This window comes from Bradyrhizobium sp. Mp27 (genome assembly GCF_029953005.1).
Classification (GTDB): Bacteria; Pseudomonadota; Alphaproteobacteria; order Rhizobiales; family Xanthobacteraceae; genus Bradyrhizobium; species Bradyrhizobium barranii.
Window position 1 is genome coordinate 1 of record NZ_JASAUS010000018.1, and the last position, 23,097, is coordinate 23,097.

The following is a 23,097-nucleotide window of genomic DNA, read 5'->3' on the forward strand; positions in this document are numbered from 1 at the left end:
GTTCGAACGCTCAGGTCAACCAAGCCGTTCCGATGACACTGCTGGGGCCCGGCGTCACGCGACGCCGCGGCCAGCCGCGCGCGTAGCCTGTGCGGTAAAATACGCGCTTACGTTTAAGTTGCCACCGGCATTATGACGGACTGCAGCGCGCGCTACAGGTCGAGGCCTAAGCACGACACCGGCCCGCGCGACGCAGCCCGCCGGATAACCAACATACGTGCAGTAAATCACCGCGTGAGCCGGTTCCGCGGAGAGAGAGAGACCTGCGAGCCCCAACAGAGCGCTGGCCGCAATCCCTGCAACTGTGCTCGATCCAATCCATAGACGCTTCCCATTCATGGTAATCCTCCCAGCTGACATTGCATGAGCGTCGAGGAATAGTTGACGTTGATCTGGATCAAGGGCGGATGTGAAGCCAAGTCGCCGGTATCGGGGTGCTCGCCTAACGTCGCGTCACTCCAACGGGAGACACGCCGTAGCTATGCGCGTGCATGCCGGGCGGTGTCAGCCTGAGAGTGCTGCCGCCCAATGACATAGATCAAGACGAAGGCGGCAAAGGCGAGTAGACTTTTGAACTTGGGGCAGTCCAGCAAGGGAGGCAGTCATGATTTCTCGACGAAAGCTTCTTTCTTCCTTGGGCTTGGCGACCACAGTAGCCGCGCTCCCGAGTATGCTGATGGTACCCGACGCCGAGGCGCAGACCGCTGGCATGGAGAGGCGTCAAGATCGACGTGAGGGACGCCACGAGCGCCGCGAAAATCGTCGTGACGCGCGCCAAGTGCGCCGGGAGGGTCGCCGAGACGCGCGCGACGTGCGGCGAGGAGGCGCACCGGGGACGGCAGACACGACTGCGACAGGAGTTACGACGGGAACAGCTAAGTAGCTGAGCCTGGTGTACTGCCAGGTCATCATCTTGCTCACAGTCCCCGCAGCCTCGCTGAGTAGGTCGCGTGCGTGAAGGGAATCTGGTCGAGACGAGTGGCACGCTGCTTGCCCTTTACCCAGCGAGCCGCGCTCGCTTCGCCGTGAACCTTTCGGCGCGCGCTCCGCACGGTCGTTGGGGACTGTGGAGCGTATGAGACCAGCGGGTACCGAACGACCGCTACCCACTAATCGAGAATGGCTCAAGTTCCGCGTTCTTAGTGAAATGCTCTTCTTGAGTCCGGTAAGGGTCTTGGTCGTGTAAAAACACCGTTCCTGGGGAAGTCGGTGAGAAGCCAAGATCGGTTCGGGCTCAGGCCACGATCGCCGCCATCAGCGGCTTTGTCCCGACGATGTTGATGACCCGCGTCAGATTATAGGCCAGGACCGAGAGAGCCATCTCGGCGGCTACTTTTGGAAGCGTTTTGGTGAGGAAGTGCGTCGCCCCCATGCGGGCTTCATCGTGCCGAACGGATGCTCGACCGTCTCGCGACGCAGGCGCATGGCTTGTGGGTTTGCATCAAGGCGCTGCTGCACAGCTTCGAGCAGATGCTCATGCTCCCATCGCGGAATCCGTCGCTCTGGTCCTGTCGTACACTGTGGTTTAAGCGAACAGTCTTGACAGGCTGTGGTCCAGTAGCGCCGTAGCCGCTTGCCGTCCTCCTCGCTCGTAAAGCGATATGGCAATTGCTCCCCGGCTGGACAGCGATAGGCGTCCTCCTCTGGCAGATAGAAGTCCTGCTTGCCGAAGCGGCCATCCGACTTGGCACCCGACGTCTGGGGCTTGGGCAGAGTTACCGTGATCTCCAGCCTCGTGACACGCGAGGATCTCCAGGCTGCTGAAGTAGCCGCGATCGGCAACGGCCTCGAGCGTCGCGCTCTCGAGAACAGCCTTCGCCTGCCTGGCCATATTGGCCAGCTGAGCCCGATCCGAGCCGCTGTTCGTTACCTCATGCGTGACAATCAGATGGTGCTCGGTATCCACGGCGACTTGCACGTTGTATCCGACAACGCCGGACCCGCGGCCGCTAGTTGCCATCGAGCGGCTATCGGGATCAGTCAGGGAGATTTGCTGGTCGGGCGAAGCCAGCATCTGCTTCTCGTAAACAGCAAGCTTGCCCATTTCCTCCTTCAGCTTCGTCAGTTTCTCGGTCAGCCTCGTCACCTTCGCGGCCAGTGCCTCTGTCGGCTCTTGCCGGTCGGCCGTGTCAAGTTGGCTCAAATAGCGCGCGACGCTCTCCTCCAGCTGGGCACGCCGTCGTTGCACCTTCGCCCGCGTGAAGTTCTTGTCTCGGTTGTTCACGGCCTTGAACTTGCGGCCATCGATGGCAACGCTCGCCGTCGCGAGGAGGCCCATCTCGCGGCAGAGTTCGACGAAGCGAGCGCATACCCTGCGCAGCGCCAGGCTATTGTCTTTGCGGAAGTCCGCGATCGTCTTGTGATCAGGGGCGAGCCGACCCAACAGCCACATGACCTCGACATTGCGTCCGGCTTCTCGTTCGAGCCGCCGGCTCGACTGCACCCGGTTCAGATAGCCGTAGATATAAAGCTTGAGGAGAACTGAAGGATGGTACGACGGCCGACCAGTTGCCGCCGGTTCCACCCCCTCAAAGCTCATCTCAACCAAATCGAGCGCATCGGCAAACACGTCGATCACGCGAACAGGGCTGCTCTCGTCAATGAAATCATCGAGGCATTCCGGCAATAGCGCGCATTGCCCACGATCCGCCTGCTCAACGAAGCGCCTCATCAGCTTCCCCCGCAGAATCACGAGGGAATCACAGCAGCACGGCGTTTTCACACAGCCAGGGTCACAAGCCGCCGATCACGCTCAAGATGGCAGACTTCCGCTTTGCGTTCGTAATCCGACCTTTATGAGTACGCGCTCTCGACGATCCCAGAACCGTTGACATTGCGAAAGACCTCGCCACAAGTTTTTTGCTTGTTACCGACTGGCGCGCGCTCCAATTTTATGGTTGTTTGTCCCCGTCCGAAAAGCAGTGTGCTGATAATCATGAGCCGCCGGTTTTGGCCGCGCGGCGGAGGCAATGCTATGGACAACCAACCGAAGCGATCAATATCGCGGCGCATTGCGCCCCTAGCATCGCAGCACTTAGTACCTATGGCGCTCATGATCGACGAAGCCTGCGTGGTTGCGAGGGTTGGGCGAAACAGCCTTTATCTCGCACTTCAGGGAGGCGCCCTGCGTGCGCGCAAGCTCCGCACAAAGACCGTGATATTAGTCGACGACTTGCGCGCCTGGCTGGAAAGCCTTCCGCTCGCTTCATTTAGCAATGCCTGCGAACCCCGAAAAACCTTTCCCCGGGAAAGCTCGCCCCCGGTTAGAACGGCCGCCGCGCCTTCGCCCAAGCGTCGACTGATCGCCGCCGAGTAAAGTCGTGACCAGTTGCAACCTAGTCGCGCAGCTGAATGCGCGCTGGCGCGTCGTCATGGCGCGCGACCATCGTTCGGGAATTAGAGCAAGCGCAGTGCTGCATGACCCACGCACCCTCTCTATGTTGGGGCATAAGTTGGGGCATAAGTTGGGGCAGGATCATCAGACATGCGATTTGCTGCGGGATTTCGCAGCTTCGTGGCGGAGACAGTCTCCGCCGCGCCATCCTTGCGACCCAGAAACCGCCGCGTCGGGAGCGGCACAAAGAGAAACGCCCGCCCCGCTGTGAACCGGGACGGGCGCGAAACAACGAGGAGCAAACCCCTCTCACAAGTGGGTTGCACCATGCCGGACACGCTGATGAAAAGCAAGAGTCGCGTTCGTTGCTCCTCGACAGATCTAGGAGCCAAGCGAAATGACCATCGCGAGCTATACCCCTACCAGTAACTTCACCATGATCGCTAACGACTGCTTCCGCGATGAGCGCCTTAGCTACGAGGCGCTGGCCATCTTTACCTATCTCCGGAGTAAACCGCGCGACTGGAAGGTGATGCAGACCGAGCTAGCGAAGCGGTTCAAATCCGGCCGGGACCGTGTTCGCAACGCAATCAACGAATTGGTCGCGGCCGGCTACATCCGGAAGGTTCAGGAGCGCGTAGCCAAGACGGGGCGATGGAGCACGGTCGACTATGACGTGCTCGCCCTGCCCGATGCGCCGTCGCCTGAGCGACCGATGCCTGAAGCACCGCTGCCTGAAAACAGGTCACTACTAAGTACTGATCTTCTACCAAGTACGGATTCAACCAAGGAACAATCTAACATTCGTCTCGCAGCTGACGCTGCGGACGCAAGCGCGGTTGATGAACCGCAGAAGGCCGCGCCAAGCCCGATCACTGCCAACCCCCTTCCCGCGTCCAGCGATCGCAGCCCGCGGATCTTCCGACAGAGCCAAGTGGAGGCGGCACAAGCGTGGGAAGAACTGCGGCGCATGGACTGGCAAAGCGTTTGGGGTGATGACGAGTTGCCCCATTGGCACGCGCTGCTTCGCAAGGGGCATGCTGCCGACGACATCGTCAACACGGCGGCCGCCTTTCTCCGCGAGACTCCCTTCCCCGACGTGCCATCGCTTGGTGACTGGCTGGCATGCTTCGAGAGCTATCTGGAGGACGAGGCCGGCGGCGTGACAGCGCTGCGGCCGATGCCGCGCGTGCCCGTCACCGCACCATACTCAGGATCAATGGAGATTCACGCAAATGGCCGGCGTAAAGCAGATCGCGTTCAATGATCTGATCGGTCAGCCCACGTGGATTCAGGCACCGTCGATCGCATTCAAAACCATGACGCGCGGACCTGAAAATCGGTGATGAAATCCAGATGCCGAAGACGCTGATCAACAACTCGCAGCAGGCTATGTCGTCACTGATAAAACCAGAACGCCGCGCAGCAAGGCACCTTCATTGTGACGTCGGTACACCACATCGGCAATTATAGGCAGCCGGACGGTTATGCCTGGATAAGCGAGTTCAACGCCGTCCCGAAAACAATACAGAGCGCGTCGCAATGACGCTGGGGCCGATGCGCCACGAGTCGTAGACGTCGACCCCAGCGCGCATCGGCACACGCGCCGGGGCCGTGGCTGATCGAGTACATCCGTCGCTCAGCCGTACAAAAAACCGCCCACCGGTTTTTGGGAACGCGGTGGGCGGTCTCGACGCTGACCACCACTGTCAGGAGATTTCCAGCGCGATGATCATAACAACATGTGCGCAGAGAGATCAACCTGCGAGGGTAACAAGGGATGTTCACAGCCAAACTTTGGCTTTCCAATAATCCGATGTAGGTTCAATCCGTCAGGGACGCCCACAACACCACTAAAGGGAAAAATCAGATGACCCCCGAAGAACTCCTGAAAGCTATCACGGAAGTCGCCGACGGCCTGCGCACCGACATGGCGGCGATCGGCAAGAAGTGCGACGCGATCGGCGCGAGGCACGACGAGCTTGCCGGCGAACTGAAGCAGCTCAAGTCCGACGCCAAGAAGGACGACGATCGGACGATGGCTGAGCGCGTCGCAGCGGACAGTATCGACGATTTCCGACACGATGTCCGCGCGCTGACGTCGGCCGTCGCCGATCTGCGGAAGAACCAAACGAGACCGATGGCTGATCTCAATAAATTTGCCGATGTCCAAAGCAAGGCCGACTCCGTCATGCGCGCATTGGGTAGCGCGGCCGAGCCGCCCATGGCCGGTGAAGACCTCGTGGCGTACAAAATTCGGACGCATAGGAAGATGCAGCCCTACTCACCGCGTTGGAAGGGAGTGGAGTTGCAGATCATTGCAGCGGACCAAGCCGCGCTCGACATCGCGCTCGACGGCATCCGCGCCGACGCGATGGCAGCAGCTACGAGCCCGGTCGGCATGCCGGAGTTTCAGCACCGGATGATCACCAAAACGATGCCCGGCGGCCATATCTCTCGCGAGTTCATCGGCAACGGTACGATCTTCAAGCAGCTCTCGCGCCCCGTCCGTCACGTCCAGAGCATTGGTCCAAGATGGGCCGGCGCTGGAGCGTAACCGAGCGGCGATGACGAAACGTTCCGCCGCTGCAACGCAGTGGCGGAACAGGCAGGCGCGAGAAAAGACACCCTGAGGCGAAAATGAATGATGAAGCGCTGGAGCTGGATATCTCGATAGCCCGCGACTGCCTCGATCGCACCTACATCCAGCGCGGTCGTCGAATGCGCGACTTGAGCGACGCGGACCTGTGTGACGCCTGGGTGCGCGGAATGCTGAAGTGGCTCAATTGCCGCACGGACTGCCGGTTGCTGGACGATGCCGGAAGCGAGCTTCGACTGCGCCGACTTGAGCCGCCTCACCAGCAGGCAGGGTCAACGATCCTCGCCAGCCCCGGTTGAAAAAGAATCAACATGGCGCACGGCGGCAAGCGGCCCGGCGCTGGTCGCAAGAGAGGAATTCCCAACAAAGCCAGCGCGGCGCGGGAGTTGGAAGCCCAGGCGAGCGGCGAGACACCAGCCGACGTATTGCTGGGCGCGATGAGGGAGTTTTGGCGGCTCGCCAACAAGAGCACGAGCGCTCGAAAGCGGAGCGAACACCTTCGGGCAGCCGCCGCCATCGCACGGGATGCGGCGCCCTACTTTCACGCCAAACGCCTTCCGACCACGGACGCCCCGGCGGAAAGAACGCACATCACCGTTGAGGTCATCGGTGGATTGCCGCGTGGTTCGACACCTGAGAAGCCCGAGGGTGACGAATACGCGGACGTTCCGGAAGAACAGCCGGCCTGGACCACATCGGCCTGCCGCGATTGAGAGGCGCAATCATGCTCAAAAAGCCTGGCCATATTTTCAGGGACCCTGGCGCACCAATCGTCGAGGCCGACTTCAGGCCGATCGCCGTCCAGAGGGACCCGGAGGAGATCCTCGCTCTGATCTTCGCCCGGCTTGGCCGCGACTATGGCGGCCCATTGGTCGACCCGTCGCCGGTTGTGGGGGCAGCCGCTAGGGCACCGATGCCGCCCCGTCAGAATTGCTGATTGATTTCATTGTCCTGCGGTCAAGATGCGGCGGAGAGTGGATCCGCCAAGCCCAAGAGAGCGCAGCGGGATCATTTGCAACCGCTTCCAATCGAGCAAGACGCACTGCCCCCAAGGCCACGCATACACGCCAGAAAATACGAAGCTCGCGAAATCGACGAAGCCGGGCCACTTCAAGCGGCAGTGCCGGAAGTGCCAGTCGGAGGTAGCAAAGCGTCTGCGCGCCCGCGACAAGCTGGCCAAGCTGGTAGCATCGGGCGTCGCGCACCAGGCACACGACCGGGCGCCCGCCGCGGCCTTCAGTGAGGTCGCCAGCCAGCCCGGCGCGAGCACACCTCCAGCCGCCGCCGATCTCGCGCAGCTCAGCGACGCGCTCGCCAGCGCCGCCGGCGAAGCAGTCACCGCAGCCACTGCGCCGGCCGAGGCCGCGGCAATCATCGCGCCGCCGGTCACTATGGTGCGCGCACCGAACGCGCCGCGCCCCTTCCAGCAATTGGCACTCCGATTCCTCAAATATACCGGGCGACTGCGACCTTGACCGCATGCATCACCAGCCTGGCTGCCAAATAGATCGCGCAAAAGCATCAAATCCGGATACGAGGGCGTTTCTTGGAATCGGCAGCGCAATAAGTGGACCGCCAAGATCAAAATCGGATCGAAGCGCCGCCATGTTGGCCTATTCGATGATCCCGCTCATGCTGCCCAGGCGATCGAGCAGGCCCGCGCCCAACCTGAAGCTTACTTTGAAAATCGCCGTCGTCGCGTCCGGCGTCGCCAACGATCGCGCCAGCCGGCGAGTGCTGTGGCAGCCATTGGGCACGGGCACCGTCGGATCTGAGCCGCGCGGGTACTTCCGCTTTTGGCGGCATAGCGGGCCCGGCCGGACTTGCTACTGGCTCGACCCGGTCGCGAATGACCCATAGCGGCCCTCCGTTCAAACGGCCCCGCCTAATGGCCGCGAGATTGTTTCGGCCAGTGCCGCCTCTTTCCAACCCATCCAGATTCGGATCTTCTTTTATTGACTTATCTCAAAGGCGTCCTCTTGGTTCACCCCCACCGTCAGGGCAAGACATCGTCCGAAGAGAAACCGAACCAGGACAAAGAGGCGGCGAAGGCCACACTGTCACACTCACGGAGATTCGAAGCCCGCTAGTTCCTAGCGAACCTCCGGCAAGGTCGTTGCCCCTGCGCTGCAAGCCGGGCTTGCCAAGTTCCTTCATTGTGCAAGGATGCAGGGAACCAAGCCCGGTGTTCGGGAGGAGGAGGAGTACGTGAGCGACCTGCATCCGGCCGGACCCCATCACCTACCCGGCTTCATCACTGCTCCCAGCGACACAGATCCCCTTATGGTGGGCGTCGGCATTTTTCTGATCTTCGCCGTTCTCATGGTCGGTATCTTCTATTTGCACCTGCACTCGCTGCCCGAGCGGATGGCCCACAAGTCGCAGAAGTTCCAATTTGAAATCGTGGCTGTGTTGTGCCTGCTGGCGCTGTTTACGCACAACCACCTTTTTTGGGTGATCGGGCTTTTTCTTGCCATGGTTGACCTGCCGGATTTCAGCTCGCCGCTGCGCAGGATTGCGGGATCGGTCGAAAAGATGGCGGGCGTTCCGCCTGAGGAAGACCCGACTGAGCCGCCAAGTGAGACCGCTGCTCACGCTGGTACCGGCGTGCCTGACGCGACGAAGCCGGGCGCCGCCAACAGCACACTGAAGACCACCGCTGCCGTGGACGAGATCAAGAGCAAGATCCAGCGCGATCTTAAGCGAGGGGGACCCGGCCATGCTTGAACTTCTCCTCTGCGCCACCCTCACGATCCTTCCGGACTATCTCTATCGCCGCTATCGGCAGGGCAAGCGGATCGGCCACGAGATCACGCTCTATTCCGTCTGGTACGAGCTGCGATTTGGCATCGTCGCTTGCCTGATGCTCACGGTCTCGCTGATCACGATGATCTTCTACTTTCATCCGTCGACTACGTCGGCGACGTTGTACTATCGGACCGTCCCGATTATGTCCGAAGTAACCGGCCGGGTCGCTGAGGTTCACATCGATGTCAACGGGCCCGTCAAGCAAGGCGAAGTGCTTTTCCGACTTGACAGCACCAAGCAGGAAGCAACGCTGTCGACAGCCAAACGAAAAGTCGCCGAAATCGATGCCGCCATGCTGTCGGCGCAGGCCGATGTCATGAAGGCGGAAGGTCAGCTTCAGGAGGCAAAAGGCTCGCTGCAGCAGGCGCAGGACGAACTCGACACCAAAAGCGAATTGCAGAAGCGTAATCCCGGCATTGTTCCTCAACGCGACATCGAAAAGCTTGGTGTGGCCGTCGCGGGTCGCCAGGGCGCTCTCGACGCTGCGACTGCTTCCAAACAATCCGCGATGACGCGGCTGAGCGCTCTACTGCCGGCGGAGAAGGCGACCGCAGAGGCGGCACTGGCCGAAGCGCAGGTTGATCTGGACAAGACCTTTATTCGCGCCGGTGTCGATGGGCGGGTCGAGCAGTTCGGACTGAGGCCGGGTGATATCGTCAATCCAATGATACGGACGGCCGGCGTTCTGATTCCGGAGGGCGCGGGACGGAGGGCTCTCATGGCAGGGTTTGGGCAGATCGAGGCTCAGGTCATGAAGGTCGGAATGGTGGCCGAGGCCACCTGTATTTCCAAGCCGTGGGTCGTTATTCCGATGGTGGTTACCAACGTGCAGGACTACATCGCGGCGGGCCAGTTCAGGGGCGGCGAACAACTGATTGAGGCGCAGAACAATGTGCGTCCGGGCAGCATTCTCGTTTTCATGGAGCCGCTCTACAAGGGCGGCCTGGAAGGCGTGACGCCCGGCAGCAGTTGTATCGCCAATGCCTACACCAGTAATCACGAACTGATCTCGTCTGGGAAACTCGGTTCGTTCAAGAGCTTCGCGTTGCATGTCGTCGATGCGACCGGATTTGTCCACGCGTTGCTGTTGCGGATTCAGGCCCTGGTGCTGCCGATCAAGACGCTGGTGTTGAGCGGACATTGAGTTTGTGTATGAACGCTGCTGGCAACAACGTAGCCGCGATCTGCAAAATCAGTCTGATTTGAGTGGTGGTAATGCGACGCAATTAAAATTGCGTCGTTTATGACGCGTTTGCGCGGTGGATGTCTGGAAATGGCCCATCGCGTCATTTAGCTGCGCTGCAAACTTTGGTCGCTATCGGCGCATAGCGGACTCCGGCAAGCCCTCTGAACGGCAGATATGGAGTCGCAGCCCAAATGAGCGCGGCAGAGCGGCCATCAGTCGGCGCTAGGACAGCCGTTAGGGCGGCGGTGCGCTGTCGACAGGATTATCGATCGAATTCAGTAGCCTGGGTCTCCGCTGCGGCGGATGGAGCGTCCGCCCTCAGGGAGTGACCGCAAGAACGAGGCGCTGTCTGAACCCGGTTGGATGCCCCGTTCCTCACTTCTACGACCTCGAAACTTCGGCGGTCGGCGGCGCGAGCGAGAAGCGTGCACGCTGGCCGCCGTAGCTCGCCAAAAGCCGTTTGGCGCGGACCACCGTGTCATCGTTCGCCCGCATGGCTGCCAGCTCGCGCTCCAGCCGGTCGTAGATCGGCGTGAGGCGATCGCCATATTGCACGATCAAGTATGCACACACCGCGAGCGCTCGCTCGAGGCGATCGATGGTCAGAGGCTCGTGCTGTCTCGCTGAGCGGGCGCTATTCGGCGCGTGCCTCTTCGTGGGGGCCCAGCCCTTCGGGGGACGATACGACTTTGTCACCCTCCCCGGCTCCTTTTGGAAATGCGCTCGTCCTTCTCCGAGGCGATCGCGTCGACCAAGGCCGCATTGTAGGCGCGACGAAATTCCGGCGTCGTCGGATTGCTGGGCAGCGGAGTGCGCGGGCTGCCTGGGTACACGCGAAACGCCAGCTTCCCATTACGAGGGTTCCGCTCGACATACCTCGGCAATCGCCCAGTCGCCGACGCGCGCCGTCTGATCGGTGCGCGCTGGCGGGCGAGAAGCTCATTGCGGAATGAATTCAGAAAGACGAACAGGGAGAGCACCGGTCGAATGGGTGGATAAAACGGGTGTTCGTCCGTATTGTCGTCGGCAGCTTGGGTCATGATCACCTCATGGTTTGAGCTAGGGCCCTGGCCGGTGTTGCAAGCGCCGGCCGGGCCCGCCGTTCATAGCGCGGATCGCGCGCAATCCAAAATTTCGACGTCCAACACGACTCCCCGACCGTCAGCGGTCATTTTCTTGCCGCTGAACTGCACCACTTTGCTGGCCTTCGGCGTTGAGCAAAACGTCGCCCAGGCCGCCATCATTTGCCGGCGCTTCTCCCGCATGTCGCCGCGCCGATAGGCAGCTTCGACCTTGTCGGGCAGCGTGTGCGACAGCGCCATTTCGGACATGTCGTTAGGATACGACGTCACCTCGCTGCACCAATCCTTGAAGGTCGAGCGGAAGCCATGAGGGACAACCTCTCGATTGCCTTGCTGCGGATCGACCCATTTAGGTAACCCCGCCTTGGCGCGGTCTTCGTTCATGCGGTCGATAACAGCGGCCATAGCGGCGTTGCTCAGTGCCTCGCCCTGATTACCACCCGGAAACAGGTAATCGGCATCCGTGGGCAGATCGTCGAGGATCGCGATGGCCTGACGGGTGAGTGGGACGACGTGATCGCGCTTGCGCGCTCCCTTCTTGCCCTTCATGCGCTCCTTGGGGACCGTCCAGAGCTTTTCTTTCGGCTCAATCTCGGTCCGTGTTGCGCCGACCGTCTCGCTCGTCCGGGCGGCGGTCAGGATCGTGTATTCGAGTGCGCGCGCGGCAATACCCTCGCGCTGGCGCAGCTCCGTCATAAACTCCGGCATCTGCTGATAGGGCAGCGCCGGGTAGTTCTTGACGGGCGCGACCTGAGACTTCTTCGGCAAGAGCTGATCGAGATGCCCAACCCACCGTGCCGGGTTCTCCCCCGAGCGCAGCTTCAAAGCCTTGGCCCGGTCGAGCACCTTTTCGATCCGTCCCCGAATCCGGTTTGCGGTCTCTGTCTTGGTGTTCCAGATCGGTTGCAGGATCTTCATCACGTGAACGTCGGTGACCGCGTCAACGGCAAGGCCGCGGATCGACTTGCAGTAGTCGTTTTTCGCCGGCTCCCCCTTGGGTCCGATGCCCAACAATGTCATGCGCCACTGGTCGAGATGCTTGTCATTCTTCCAGCCGGCTCGGTTGGCCTCGATGTAGTCCTCGGCGCACTCACCAAATGTAGAGCCTGCGGTGGCCTTCCGCGCGTCCTTTGGATTGACACCTTTCGCCAGCTGCGCGCGTGCCTGGGCGGCAAGCTCCCGCGCATCCGCCAGCGTGACGCCGGCACGCGCGGGAACGTCAGGCGCGGCCGCGCGAGGGGCCGATCCGAAGCCGATCTCAGTCGGCTTGCCGTGCCAGCGATACAGGAACACCCACCGCCGGCCACCGTTCGGTGAGATCGACAGGTACAGGCCGCCACCGTCGGCGTGCCGTCCAAATTGGTTCATAGTTGCCGCTGATCTGGCGTTCAGCCTGTTGATTTTCCGCACCATCGCTCCCCTAACCTGCCCTAGCACCTGCCCTAGCACTTGTGCCGGATTGTAGCGGACGACAGCAAACGGAGAAAGACCGTAGCAACAAGAATACCCTATAAAATAAGCGCCGCCGCAAACATCTACGGACCCAGGCAAACCGCCTTAAAGGCTAGTTCGGCGGACACCCCTTCCGCCAAACCTTAAGCACAATCAACAAGTTATACCGACAGTTTCGATCCGGTCCCCCGGCTTGGCACCGGGCGAGGAAAGTCGCGCGCCAAGTGCTGCATCTGGCGGGCAAGAAGACATGGCAAATGGCGAGCGCCCAGAGATTGGAAGTCGGTGGAAGCCGGCGTCCAGTAAAGAGGCGTGCTGCTTTGCGGCCGAAATTGTTGATGTCCGCTTGTCCCCCGTAACGGCGCAAAAGCAGACGTGCGGGTCCCAGCAAGGCCAGGGCAAATTGCGAGGGGAGGCTACAAGAAGCTGTGACAAGCGGTAAGTCTCGGCACGTGCTAACTGGCCACCGCCATCCGGCTCACACGCAGATGGCAGAATACAATTTGGCCCGATAGAGACCTAAGATCGTCTTCCGGTAGCCATGCGCGTGATGAGGGACGCAATGCGCCAGTCCTCGACGCTCGACCGCCGCCTGTTCATCAAGACCGCCGGTCGTTTCTTTGGCGCGACGGCTGCGGCCGGAGGTCTGCTATCGCTTGGCCCATCGATGCCGGGGGCGCGTTCGCAGCCTAGAGCGCCAACGCCCGAGCCGCTCATCCAGCCGCCCGAGATGCACAGCGTCAACGGCGTCCTCGATACGACGATTGCGGCAGCGCCCGGATCGGTGCAACTCGGCGATCGCGCGTTTACCGGACTGCTCTACAATGGTGCTTATGTGCCGCCGACGCTACGCGCACGCCTGGGCGACACGCTGCGGATCTCTTTCCGTAACAATTTGAACTCCGAGCTCGATCGCCCTGGCTATCTGGGTCCTATTTGTGCCGGTGTCGGCACCGCGTCGAACCTGCACTTTCACGGCATGAGCGTCTCGCCGCAAGGCAACAGCGATAATGTATTCGTCCACGTTCAACCCGGCGAAACATTCCAATACCAGGTGCGCATTCCGGCGTTCGGCCGGCAAAGTCCGGGCTTGTTCTGGTACCACCCCCATGCGCACGGGTTCGTCAATAATCAAATCATTGGCGGCATGTCCGGTGCTCTGGTCGTCGATGGCATTGACGAACTTTTCCCGCTGCTGCACGGATTGCCGGAACGCTTCCTTCTGATCAAGCACTTCAAGTGTGACGACGAAAGCGAAATAGTTTCGATCAATGGTCAGATCAATCCCGCCATCTCCATGCGCGCCGGCGAAATGCAGTTTTGGCGCATTGCGCACATCGGAGCATCGGATTTCTACAAATTGCGTATTGAGGGCATGCCGCTTTACGTCGTGGCAACCGATGGGCACGCCTTGTCGCAGCCACGCAAGATGACCGAACTTTTCATTGGCCCCGGCGAGCGGATTGACGCCATTGTCATCGGTCCGTCCGCAGGCGAATACCCGATGCGAACCATTTCTTTTCAGAACGAAGCCTGGCGGCCGCCGGAACCGGTGCGGCAACTGGCAGTCATCCATTCCAGCGGTTTGTTGCAGAGTGCGAAGATCGACGATGATATCTTTCGCCAGCGGGGCACTGGGCCGCAATGGATCAACGACGTTCGTATCGCGTCGATCGCGCGGCGCCGAACGCTATCTTATTCGCGCACCACCGACCGCAAGATATTCATGATTGATGGCCGCGTTGTCGACGAGGCGCGCACCGACCAAACTGTCAAGTTCGGCGATACCGAAGAGTGGACGGTGATCAACACGGATCAGCAGTATCACAGCTTCCATATTCACCAGACACCCTTCCTGGTGACGGAAGTAGGCGGCGCTTCCTGGCACGATGACAGTCTGCGCGACACTTTTTCGGTGCCGCCAGCAACGGACCAGAGACCTGGCACCCTCAAGGTCGTCATTCCGTTCACCGATCCAGCAATCGTCGGCCGATTTGTCTACCATTGTCATGCAGTCGATCACGAAGACAAGGGCATGATGGGCGTCATCGAAGTCGTCGCTTGAAAGCCCGGAATTCGGCGATTAGGTCACCAACACATCTTCCGTTTCGGGGCCAACTATCTCGGCCTGACCTTGGAGACTGTATCGCGCGCCCGGCATTCTCGACTTCGTCGGCAATACCCAGCGTCAGATCGTGCTGCTCAACCGGCGCCAGTTGGCGGGCCTCGACCTACAGGCTTAACCTGCAATCTTGAGCAGCGCCTATTGGATAGCGCGCGGAGCGCTGTCCAATATGGACCGCGCGACCTCGGAAACGCCGGTGAGGATGATCTGCACGCCGATGCAGATCAGCAGGAAAGCTGACAGTTTCGTCACCACGCTGGTGCCCTCCTCGCCGAACAGGCGCGCCATTGCGCTCGATTTCCGGTAGGCGTGGTAGATCGCCGCGGTGACGGCGAACGCCACCAGAAGCGAAACGATCGATGACTGGAACATCGCATCGAGGCTGCTGGTCCGGCTAATCCCGATCGCGATGGCTGTCGCGATCGTTCCCGGCCCGGTCGTCAGCGGAATTGTGAGGGGAAAGAAGGCCATGCGTTTCATGGTCGCATGATCTGGGGACGAGACCTCGTGAGGTCCGGCCGGGCCCGAGGGCGCGTGGAGCATGGACCAGCCTGTCGCTGCGACTACGAGGCCGCCGGCAATCCGAAGCGCCGGGATGGTCACGCCGAAGAAGTTGAGGATCTGGCTGCCCAGAAACAGCGACACCAGCAGGACCGCGAAGGCATACCCGGCAACCCGCAGCGCAAGGCTCGCGCGCTCGTCTTCCGAAAGACCTCTCGTCTTGTCGAGGAAGATGAAGGCCAGTCCATAGGGATTGATGATCGCGAACAGCGCGCCGAAGCCGAACAGGAAATCGGCAACGAGCCTCGATGTGGCGATATCACGCATGCTGCGCCCGCTCCGCTCTTCGGCTTACGGGCATGTGAAGCCGGGCGCTTTGAAATCGGCCAAATTGTCGAGCGTCTTGCGCAGAACCTCGAACAGCACGGCCACCGACCAGCGGTTGGCGACACTGGCCAGCATGCCGACGAAAAACCGGGACATCATCCGATCAAACCGGATCTCACTTGCCCTTGCCGGGTGATCGCTCAAGACGCGATCTCTGCGCGCGCATGCGCTTGATCTCCTCCCTGAGCGCCTCGGCTTTTTCGTCTCGTTGCTCGCTCGCCGTTTCCAAGGGTTCGTCGCGAAGCAACTTCTGGAGTGCCTTTTCGACAGAAAGCTTGTTGGTCTCGGCCATACCAGACCTTTCTGACGCTACCGCGTCTGTCGGTACCGTGGTTGCAGTCTCAGCTCTTCGGACTGAACATGCCGCCGGCCGCCTTCATCGCCGCCTCACCCATGGTCTTGGTCTGGTCGGTCAGGGCCCGCATCTGCTCCTGGAAGAAATCGGCTTGAAGCTTGAGCGCGTCCTGTACGTCCTTGGCATGGATCAGCTTGTCGCTGAGGTCCAGGGTCGCTGTGACATTGCGCTGCATGAAACTGCAAAACTCCTTCGCCTGGTTCGCGATCGGCAGTGGCGACGAACTGATCCCTTTCTCAAGCATCTCGAAATAGTCGGCGTTGGCCTTGCGCAGGCGGCCAAGTGCCTCGGTCATCGCCGCACGGACGTTATCTGCCGATAGATTGATGTCTGCCATGACGTCTCTCCCTTCAGGTGTTAGCAGTTATGCGGTAAGTCCTCCGAACCAGGCGCCGAAATAGCCGGCGTAGAGCGCGGGTACTTCGAGATTCATCGAGTGCCCGACGCGAGGCACGATCACGAGGCGGCAATCCGGCATCGCATCGGCCATGACGTGAAGATCGGCTGGCAGAATCCAGCCGTCCCATTCGCCCCATAGCACCAGATGCGGATGCTTCAGCTCCGGCATGCGGCGCTCGAGCTCTCTGCTCTCTCTTTCCTTCGTGAGGTTGACCGGCGTTCCGATCCAGATGCCCTCGGAGACGCCAAAGGTCTGCTCGATGATGCGGTCGAACAACGCCTGGATGTCCTTCAATCCGTCCCGAAATCGAGGCACGGCGTTCGGCGCCATGCTCTCGGGCACGAACAGCGAGGACGCCGCGGTCGCCATGATCGTCCGTGTCAGGTCCTTGCTCGCCATCATTGCCCGAAACAGGCCGATCTGATCGGCATTGAAAGACATGCCGAGCGGCGTCACCGGATCGAGCGCGAACACGCGCCCGAAACGCTGCGGCTGCATCAAGAGCATGCGGGCGGCGATGATGCCGCCGGTCGAATGCGTCGCGAGATGGCAATAGCCGATGTCGAGCCTGTCGAGTGCCGCCAGCATGTCCTCGGCATGCTGCTGCATGGAGTAGTTCGAATAATCGGCGGCAGGCTTCGGCCGGTCGCTGTCCCCGCAGCCGCGCCAGTCGATGGCGATGACGCGCAGGCCCGTTGGAAACAGCGGCGCGGCGAGCTCGATCCAGTCCTTGCTGGCGAGATTGCCGTGGATGAAGACGACGGTCACTTCGCCTCGGCCCCACTCCCGCCAGCCAAGCTCGATTTCACCCGCCTGCACCCGTGGCATAGACCGATCCTATTTGTTGAGACCGGCGGTTGGTGCCGCACCGGGAGGTGTCGGCGCCACTGGCAGGGCGGATACCAAGGACCCCTTGATCATGCGATCTGTGCCAAGGGGCGAAGAGGTATCGACCGTTCCCTTCGTGACGAAGTCCACGACATCGGCGGAATATTCCACCGGATTGTCGGTATGGATGAAGTGCCCGGTTTCCGGATAGATCTTGAGCATCGGCCGGTTGCCGGCATTGCTCATGCGCGTCATGAACGGCGTGATGACGTCGCGTCCGAGATCGGTCAGCCCGTTGAAAGCGGGCGTCGGGATGAACGGCTCCTTGTCACCGAAGGCGAGGAAGATCGGCGCCTTGATCTGGGTGACCCGCTCGTAAAGGTTCTTCGGATCATCCTGCTGGAGCTCGGCCCCGATCGTGTAGATGTCGAAGATGAAGACGTTGCACCACTGTTCGAGCTCCTTGGGGTTGCCCTTGGTAAGCCCGACGCGCTGCTCGGTATGGAATCGCGCATATTCGCTGTCGCTGAAGAAGTAGCCGCTCTTCGCCGCCGACACCACGCCGGTGTCGGGGTCGCGCTTCTTGAAATAGAAAAAGTCGCGAATGTTCTGCTCGTCGCGGGCCTTCTCCGCCGCCAGGATGCCGGTCTGGTCCCAGATCTGCTTCCACTTGTCGAAGTCGCGACCGAGTCCCGGTTGGAACAGAGGTGCCTTCTTGTCTTTCGCGATCGTAATGTCGCGCGGGTATTCCTCGAGTCCGGATGGTGCTTCGAGCGCGAGGCCCTGCACCGCATCCGGCCAGGTCAGGGCGTACCCCGTGACGAACTGACCGCCCAGCGAGTGGCCGAGATAATAGGCTTTCTTGACGCCAAGCTGGTTTACGACGAGGTCGTAGATGACCTCGCGCATATCCTGCATGGTGCGCGCCGGGCTCTTATCGAGATTACCGGGCCCGGACATGCCGTAGTTCGGCAAGTCCGGCACGATCACACGCAAGCCACTCCGCAGCGCATATTGCATGATGTTGCCATAGTGCCCGCCGAATGCGCCCTTGCCGTGGATGATGACGAGGACCTTGGGATCCTTGTCGGCGCCGGCATACTCATCCATGTAACCGATCTGCCAGGTGTTGCCGATCTTGTCCTTGGCGTTGGCGTATTTGACCGGATAGGGATAGGTCACGAAGTCCTTCCAGAAGGACTTGCTCGGATCGATGTTTTGGGCGACGCCCGGCACGCGATAATTCTTGTCGACGAACATCCCCGCGCGATCGAGAGCCGCGACGTCGTCCATGAAAGCGACGAACTTCGGATCGTTCTTGCGCTGGTTGATGATCGGGAACACGCCGTAATGGGCGACCGGGCTCTCCTGCGCGATCAGATCCGCGCCCGGCACGCGATCAACGGCTTCTTGGGCCAGCTTGAAGTTCAGCCAGAGATCGTTGGTGATGTGCATCACCAGCGTACGCGACTGGATGCGGCCGAGATAGGGATTGACGTTATGGGTCTCACCGACCCGGTTGCGCCAGACGAGATCAACGGCGTCGTAGATCTTGGCGCGATTGATGACGTTCAGTCCCGCCTTCTCGTTCGGCGCATCCCAGTAAAATATCTCAGGCTGCACTGCGGCCCAATTCTGGGTGGTCCGGTAGGCAAAGTCGTAGCCTGTCATTCCGAGGATCGACCAACCGAACGCCACGCCCGGCACCGGATGCTTCTCTTTGGGCAGCTTGTAATAGTCGCCCTTGGTCGCCTGCCAGACCGGATCGCCCTCGATCGCGGCCGTCATCATCTGGAAGGTCCAGTTGCCGACGGGGTCGTCGCCGTCCGACTGCGTGGTGCCGCCGATCGGCATCAGGGCGCCGATATATTCGGGATGCATGACCCCCCACACATAGGTCTGGGTGCCGCCCATGGAGACGCCCGTGACAAGCGCGACACGCGCGACCTTCAACTCGTCGCGCAGCAGGCGGTAGTTCGCCTGCACCATGTCGTAGTAGCTGTACTGCGGAAACTTGATGCCGAGGCCGTCGGACGGTTTGCTGGCGCCCCACGTGCCGAGCGGGTCGACCATGATGACGTAGTAGCGATCGGTGTCGATCGGCCGTCCAGGGCCGATGATCGGGACGCCGCCCGACAGGGCAGCGCCCTTGACCCACTGTTCGTACATGTCGGTGGAATCGCCGGAATAATAGGAATTGATCACGACCGCATTGGTGATCTCGCCGGCGGCATTGCGCCGCGCGTTGCCGATCGCGATGTATCCGGTACGCAGCTTGCCCGCTCCGAGCGATTCCAGCGTCACGCCGCCCTCGCCGCCATTCTCCCATTTGGAGGGATTGGCCAGGTCGTACTTGCCGCCGAGCCGGAAGTTCGCGAGCTCATAGGTCTTTTTGAGCCCGTCATGCTGCATCTGTGACGAGCGCCGCGTGAACGGCTGGGCGACCGCGAGCGCGGTGCCGACCAGCAACAACACGAGGCTGACGAGGCAACGCTTGAGTGCGCTTCTCCCGTTCATGACGAACTCCCTCCTGGCGGTGTTTTGCGCGAACGCTAGGCTGGGCCTCCTCCTGAGGCTTGATTTAGCTCAATGGAATCCTCAGGCCTGCGTTGAGGATCGTGGTCATCGTCACGCTGGCCGGTCCACGCAATGCCCTTCCTCAGTCATGGCTCATATCGTATCCGCTATGAGCTCGACGGACCGGCGAATGCGCCTGCCTATGTGCTGGTCAACGGTCTGACGCAGTATTCCGAGCTTTGGGGCGCGTATCGCGACACCCTGATCGCACGGCGGTTCCGGGTGGCTACCTTCGACCTGCTCGGCCAGGGTGTCTCCGACAAGCCCGCGTTGTTCATTAATCAGGACGACCACATCGCCGTGCTGCATCGCTTGATCGGCGAACTTGGAGACGGTCCGGTCTTCCTCAGCGGCATCAGTTTCGGTGGCTTGATCGCGCTGCGCTACGCCATCGAGCATGGCACGCGGCTGTCGGGCCTTGTGCCGATGAGCTGCTTTGCCGAGCTTTCGCCACAACTGCTACTGATCGGCAACGCCTTGCGCACCGGCCTCATTCTGGGCGGTACCGGCTACCTCCAGGATCTGTTGCTGCCGATGAACCTGTCCGATCAGTGGCTGAAGCCGCTGCTGGACAAGCTCGACAGCGTGAAGCGGCAGGGCTGGCTGGTCAACGACGTCTACGCCCTTCAGAACCTGATGGAGTCCTTTCTCGACTTCAAGCCGCTGACGCCGCAGCTCTCCTCAATATCCGTCCCGACCATGATCCTGAACGGCGAGTTCGACTTCCTCACGCCGCGAGCGCTGCACGAGACGTTGCGTGTGGAAATTCCTAACAGTGCGCTCGTCATCATTCCGAGGGCCTATCACGCCTTCACGCTCGAAAAGGCTGCCTTAACAGCCGACCTGCTGGCGCGCTTCGCCGAGGACGTGTTGGCTGGCCGCTGGCAGGGCAAAAAGCAGGTCTTGATCGCGCCGGAAGATGCCGGCGGAGACTTTTCGCCGTTTCCCGCCGGCTATGACCATCTGCGCGCGATCCCGGTGCAGAGGCCAGCGACATGAGCGCGTTCCTCGGACCGTTGCAAGCCGACGGGCGCGTGCCGCCGCGCCAGCAGACGCGGGTCGCCGCGTTCCTGGTTTCTGCGCATGGTGCGCTGGCACGGCAATTCGCGGTCGCCCTGCCCGCGAGATTCGATGCCGCCTGGCAGACCGAATTGAACGCGCAGTTCTACCGCGAGAGCGAGATCGTCTCGCTTCTCATGCGCGCGACCGCCTGGGTCCCGGACCTCGCGCTGGGCCCGATGGCGGCATCCTGGGAGATGGCCTGGCTCCCCGCCCCGATCGATGGCATCGCCGATCACATCCGCGCGCAGACCATTCACCTCGCGACGCTCGCACATGCGATTCATGCCGGAATCCGGCCGGCGGCCCTGCTGCCGACGGAAGCGAACGCGAGCGATCCCTTCGTGACGGCGCTGCGCCGCATCGAGTTCGAAAGCGGCCGGCTGTTGCAGGCGCAGATTCTGTTCCTGAAGGGCCCGGACCTCCTACCTTACCGGGACGCCGTCAGCGCGACGCTCGAACGGCGGCACGCCGAGGTGCGCAAGCTCTGGCACGAGACCCTAGCAGGCGTCGGCGTTGGCCTGCGCGAATGACCCGGCAACCTTGACGCAGATCAAAGCCGAGAGTCTGCCCGCCCCCAACATCGATCCAGTATTCACCTGCGCCTGCCGACCGGAGTTCCGCCCATGAAGGCCGTTTCCGTCGAAGAAGCCGTTGCGATGATCCCGGCCGGTGCGAGCGTCATGGTCGGAGGCTTCATGGGCGTCGGAACCCCGGAGCGCCTGCTTGACGAACTCGTGCGGCAGAACAAGACCGGCCTGTCTCTGATCTGCAATGACGCCGCCACCCCCGGCAAGGGCGTCGGCAAGCTGTTCGACGCTACGCTGGTCTCAAGGCTGACGGCAACGCATATCGGCCTCAATCCGAAGGCGCAGCAGCAGATGCTCGCGAACCAGATCGCCGTCGATCTCGTGCCGCAAGGCACCTTCGTCGAACGCATCCGCGCAGGCGGATGTGGCCTCGGCGGCGTGCTGACGCCGACGGGCGTCGGAACGCTGGTTGCCGAAGGCAAGCGTCAGATCGAGGTGGATGGCAAGCCGTTCCTGCTGGAGACGGCATTGCGGGCGCAGTACGCGCTGGTTCACGCGTTTCTCGCCGACTATCTCGGCAATCTCGCTTACGCACTGACCTCCCGCAACTTCAACCCGGTCATGGCGATGGCTGCCGACACGGTCATCGTCACTGCAGAGAACATCGTGCCCGTCGGTGTCATCGCGCCCGATCACGTCGTGACCCCGGCGCCGCTCGTCGATTACCTCATTACCAACGGGTGAGATCATGGACCCGCAGATCATCATCGCCCGACGCGTCGCCAGGGAGTTGAAGAGCGGAAACCTCGTCAATCTCGGCATCGGCATTCCGACCTTGGTTGCGAATTACGTTCCGGCCGATTTGAAAGTCTTTTTTCAGTCGGAGAACGGACTGATCGGCACCGGGCCGATTCCCGAACAAGGCATGGCGCATCCGACGCTGACAGACGCCGGCGGCCGCCCCATTAGCGCGCTCCCGGGTGCGGCGACCTTCGACAGCGCGATGTCGTTCGGACTGATCCGCGGCGGCCATGTCGACGTCACCGTGCTCGGCGGCCTCCAGGTCGATGCGCATGGGCTTCTCGCCAACTGGATGATCCCGGGCAAGATGGTGCCGGGCATGGGCGGGGCGATGGACCTCGTCAGCGGCGCCAAGCGAGTCATCGTCGCCATGCAACATGCCGCGAAGGGAAAGTCGAAGATCGTCAAGACATGCAACCTGCCTCTGACCTCGGCGCGCCCGGTCCATCTGGTCGTGACCGACATGGCGGTCATCGGTTTTGCGGACGGCAAGGCGACGCTGCTCGAGACCGCCCCAGGTGTCAGCGTTGGCGAGGTTATGGCGGTGACAGAGGCCGAATTGGTCGTTCCTGACCACATCCCGGAAATGACGATCTGACGAGGTCACGACCATGCGGATATTCAGCGACTTCAACGAGATCAAATCCGCGGTCGGCACCGAGATCGGCGCGAGCGACTGGATCGAAGTGACCCAGGATCGGATCAATAAATTCGCCGAAGCAACCTGTGACGAGCAATGGATCCATGTCGACCAGGACCGCGCCAGGAAGGAAGCGCCCGGCGGCACCACCATCGCTCACGGCCTGCTGTCGCTCTCGCTTGCCCCACTGTTCATTCGATCCGTGATGGGCTTGAAAGGGCTGCGCAGTACGCTGAATTACGGCGCGGATCGCATCCGGTATCTGGCGCCGGTGCCGGCCGGCTCAAAGCTCCGCGGCCGGGTCACCGTCGCTGAAACCGAGGACGTGCCGCCGGACGGCTTGCGCGTCAACTATCATCTCGTGATCGAGATCGAGGGCGGCAAGAAGCCCGCTTGTGTCGCCGAGCTGATCGCCCTGCACTATCGCTGAGGG

The 23,097-nt window shown here is 61.4% G+C and carries 25 protein-coding genes and 2 pseudogenes; 16 read left to right on the forward strand and 11 right to left on the reverse strand.

Annotated features, from left to right (window positions below):
* Positions 1–54: 54 nt before the first annotated feature.
* Together QJT78_RS12755 and QJT78_RS12760 are read right to left on the reverse strand one after the other, a co-directional pair.
* Positions 55–339, reverse strand: coding sequence for a hypothetical protein (locus QJT78_RS12755; protein WP_249169964.1), 285 nt, complete (start codon positions 337–339; stop codon positions 55–57).
* Between the two features lie 895 nt (positions 340–1,234).
* Positions 1,235–2,671, reverse strand: a pseudogene (locus QJT78_RS12760) (IS1182 family transposase).
* 381 nt (positions 2,672–3,052) lie between these two features.
* Here QJT78_RS12760 and QJT78_RS12765 point away from each other — a divergent pair.
* The 9 genes from QJT78_RS12765 (at position 3,053) to QJT78_RS12805 (ending at position 9,885) form a co-directional block, all read left to right on the forward strand.
* Positions 3,053–3,316, forward strand: coding sequence for a helix-turn-helix domain-containing protein (locus QJT78_RS12765; protein ID WP_157791179.1), 264 nt, complete (start codon positions 3,053–3,055; stop codon positions 3,314–3,316).
* Between the two features lie 415 nt (positions 3,317–3,731).
* Positions 3,732–4,601, forward strand: coding sequence for a helix-turn-helix domain-containing protein (locus QJT78_RS12770; RefSeq protein WP_038944135.1), 870 nt, complete (start codon positions 3,732–3,734; stop codon positions 4,599–4,601).
* Positions 4,602–5,264: 663 nt separating this feature from the next.
* Complete coding sequence (locus QJT78_RS12775) at positions 5,265–5,891, forward strand: hypothetical protein (protein ID WP_157790272.1); 627 nt, start codon at positions 5,265–5,267, stop codon at positions 5,889–5,891.
* An 83-nt stretch (positions 5,892–5,974) separates the two neighbouring features.
* Complete coding sequence (locus QJT78_RS12780) at positions 5,975–6,232, forward strand: hypothetical protein (protein ID WP_038953482.1); 258 nt, start codon at positions 5,975–5,977, stop codon at positions 6,230–6,232.
* Between the two features lie 12 nt (positions 6,233–6,244).
* Positions 6,245–6,646 (forward strand): hypothetical protein, encoded by a 402-nt coding sequence (locus QJT78_RS12785; protein WP_049807800.1) that lies wholly within the window; start codon positions 6,245–6,247, stop codon positions 6,644–6,646.
* An 11-nt stretch (positions 6,647–6,657) separates the two neighbouring features.
* A complete protein-coding gene (locus QJT78_RS12790; protein WP_038944138.1) occupies positions 6,658–6,870 on the forward strand; it encodes a hypothetical protein in 213 nt (70 codons plus the stop codon).
* A 37-nt stretch (positions 6,871–6,907) separates the two neighbouring features.
* On the forward strand, positions 6,908–7,408 hold the full coding sequence (locus QJT78_RS12795) for a hypothetical protein (protein WP_049807801.1): 501 nt from the start codon (positions 6,908–6,910) through the stop codon (positions 7,406–7,408).
* A gap of 733 nt (positions 7,409–8,141) precedes the next feature.
* Positions 8,142–8,660, forward strand: coding sequence for a hypothetical protein (locus tag QJT78_RS12800; RefSeq protein ID WP_038937352.1), 519 nt, complete (start codon positions 8,142–8,144; stop codon positions 8,658–8,660).
* Positions 8,653–9,885 carry a biotin/lipoyl-binding protein gene (locus QJT78_RS12805; protein WP_038937351.1) on the forward strand — a complete coding sequence of 411 codons (1,233 nt, stop codon included), beginning with the start codon at positions 8,653–8,655 and terminating at the stop codon, positions 9,883–9,885. Before QJT78_RS12800 ends, QJT78_RS12805 begins: the two co-directional genes overlap by 8 nt.
* Before the next feature lie 423 nt (positions 9,886–10,308).
* On the opposite strand, the gene QJT78_RS12810 is transcribed toward QJT78_RS12805, so the two are convergent.
* From QJT78_RS12810 to QJT78_RS12820, 3 genes are all read right to left on the reverse strand, one after another.
* On the reverse strand, positions 10,309–10,500 hold the full coding sequence (locus tag QJT78_RS12810; RefSeq protein WP_157790274.1) for a hypothetical protein: 192 nt from the start codon (positions 10,498–10,500) through the stop codon (positions 10,309–10,311).
* Between the two features lie 119 nt (positions 10,501–10,619).
* A complete protein-coding gene (locus tag QJT78_RS12815; protein ID WP_157790276.1) occupies positions 10,620–10,967 on the reverse strand; it encodes a hypothetical protein in 348 nt (115 codons plus the stop codon).
* 63 nt (positions 10,968–11,030) lie between these two features.
* Positions 11,031–12,422, reverse strand: coding sequence for a site-specific integrase (locus QJT78_RS12820; RefSeq protein WP_080586693.1), 1,392 nt, complete (start codon positions 12,420–12,422; stop codon positions 11,031–11,033).
* A gap of 601 nt (positions 12,423–13,023) precedes the next feature.
* Here QJT78_RS12820 and QJT78_RS12825 point away from each other — a divergent pair.
* Together QJT78_RS12825 and QJT78_RS12830 are read left to right on the forward strand one after the other, a co-directional pair.
* Positions 13,024–14,526, forward strand: coding sequence for a multicopper oxidase family protein (locus QJT78_RS12825; protein ID WP_240537671.1), 1,503 nt, complete (start codon positions 13,024–13,026; stop codon positions 14,524–14,526).
* Between the two features lie 48 nt (positions 14,527–14,574).
* A pseudogene (locus QJT78_RS12830) lies at positions 14,575–14,704 on the forward strand (transcriptional regulator); the annotation flags it as partial.
* A gap of 20 nt (positions 14,705–14,724) precedes the next feature.
* On the opposite strand, the gene QJT78_RS12835 reads toward QJT78_RS12830, so the two are convergent.
* From QJT78_RS12835 to QJT78_RS12860, 6 genes are read right to left on the reverse strand one after another with little or no spacing between them, the layout of a single operon-like run.
* Positions 14,725–15,414, reverse strand: coding sequence for a MarC family protein (locus QJT78_RS12835; RefSeq protein ID WP_028147819.1), 690 nt, complete (start codon positions 15,412–15,414; stop codon positions 14,725–14,727).
* A gap of 24 nt (positions 15,415–15,438) precedes the next feature.
* Positions 15,439–15,573, reverse strand: coding sequence for a hypothetical protein (locus tag QJT78_RS12840; RefSeq protein WP_264653542.1), 135 nt, complete (start codon positions 15,571–15,573; stop codon positions 15,439–15,441).
* A 16-nt stretch (positions 15,574–15,589) separates the two neighbouring features.
* Positions 15,590–15,766, reverse strand: coding sequence for a hypothetical protein (locus tag QJT78_RS12845; RefSeq protein WP_014495244.1), 177 nt, complete (start codon positions 15,764–15,766; stop codon positions 15,590–15,592).
* A gap of 49 nt (positions 15,767–15,815) precedes the next feature.
* On the reverse strand, positions 15,816–16,166 hold the full coding sequence (locus tag QJT78_RS12850) for a phasin (RefSeq protein ID WP_028147820.1): 351 nt from the start codon (positions 16,164–16,166) through the stop codon (positions 15,816–15,818).
* Between the two features lie 27 nt (positions 16,167–16,193).
* Positions 16,194–17,057, reverse strand: a complete 864-nt coding sequence (locus QJT78_RS12855) for an alpha/beta hydrolase (protein ID WP_028147821.1) — start codon at positions 17,055–17,057, stop codon at positions 16,194–16,196.
* A gap of 9 nt (positions 17,058–17,066) precedes the next feature.
* A complete protein-coding gene (locus QJT78_RS12860) occupies positions 17,067–19,574 on the reverse strand; it encodes an alpha/beta hydrolase (RefSeq protein ID WP_038944142.1) in 2,508 nt (835 codons plus the stop codon).
* A 132-nt stretch (positions 19,575–19,706) separates the two neighbouring features.
* Here QJT78_RS12860 and QJT78_RS12865 point away from each other — a divergent pair, with 132 nt between their 5' ends.
* From QJT78_RS12865 to QJT78_RS12885, 5 genes are all read left to right on the forward strand, one after another.
* The gene (locus QJT78_RS12865) at positions 19,707–20,633 is read left to right on the forward strand and encodes an alpha/beta hydrolase (RefSeq protein ID WP_028147823.1); all 927 of its coding nucleotides are present in this window, start codon (positions 19,707–19,709) and stop codon (positions 20,631–20,633) included.
* Positions 20,630–21,226 carry a hypothetical protein gene (locus QJT78_RS12870; RefSeq protein ID WP_028147824.1) on the forward strand — a complete coding sequence of 199 codons (597 nt, stop codon included), beginning with the start codon at positions 20,630–20,632 and terminating at the stop codon, positions 21,224–21,226. Before QJT78_RS12865 ends, QJT78_RS12870 begins: the two co-directional genes overlap by 4 nt.
* Before the next feature lie 93 nt (positions 21,227–21,319).
* Positions 21,320–21,967, forward strand: a complete 648-nt coding sequence (locus QJT78_RS12875) for a CoA transferase subunit A (protein WP_038944143.1) — start codon at positions 21,320–21,322, stop codon at positions 21,965–21,967.
* A 4-nt stretch (positions 21,968–21,971) separates the two neighbouring features.
* Entirely contained in the window at positions 21,972–22,622 is a 651-nt protein-coding gene (locus tag QJT78_RS12880) for a 3-oxoacid CoA-transferase subunit B (protein ID WP_028147826.1), read from the forward strand.
* Positions 22,623–22,635: 13 nt separating this feature from the next.
* Positions 22,636–23,094, forward strand: coding sequence for a MaoC family dehydratase (locus tag QJT78_RS12885; protein ID WP_028147827.1), 459 nt, complete (start codon positions 22,636–22,638; stop codon positions 23,092–23,094).
* Positions 23,095–23,097 lie beyond the last annotated feature (3 nt).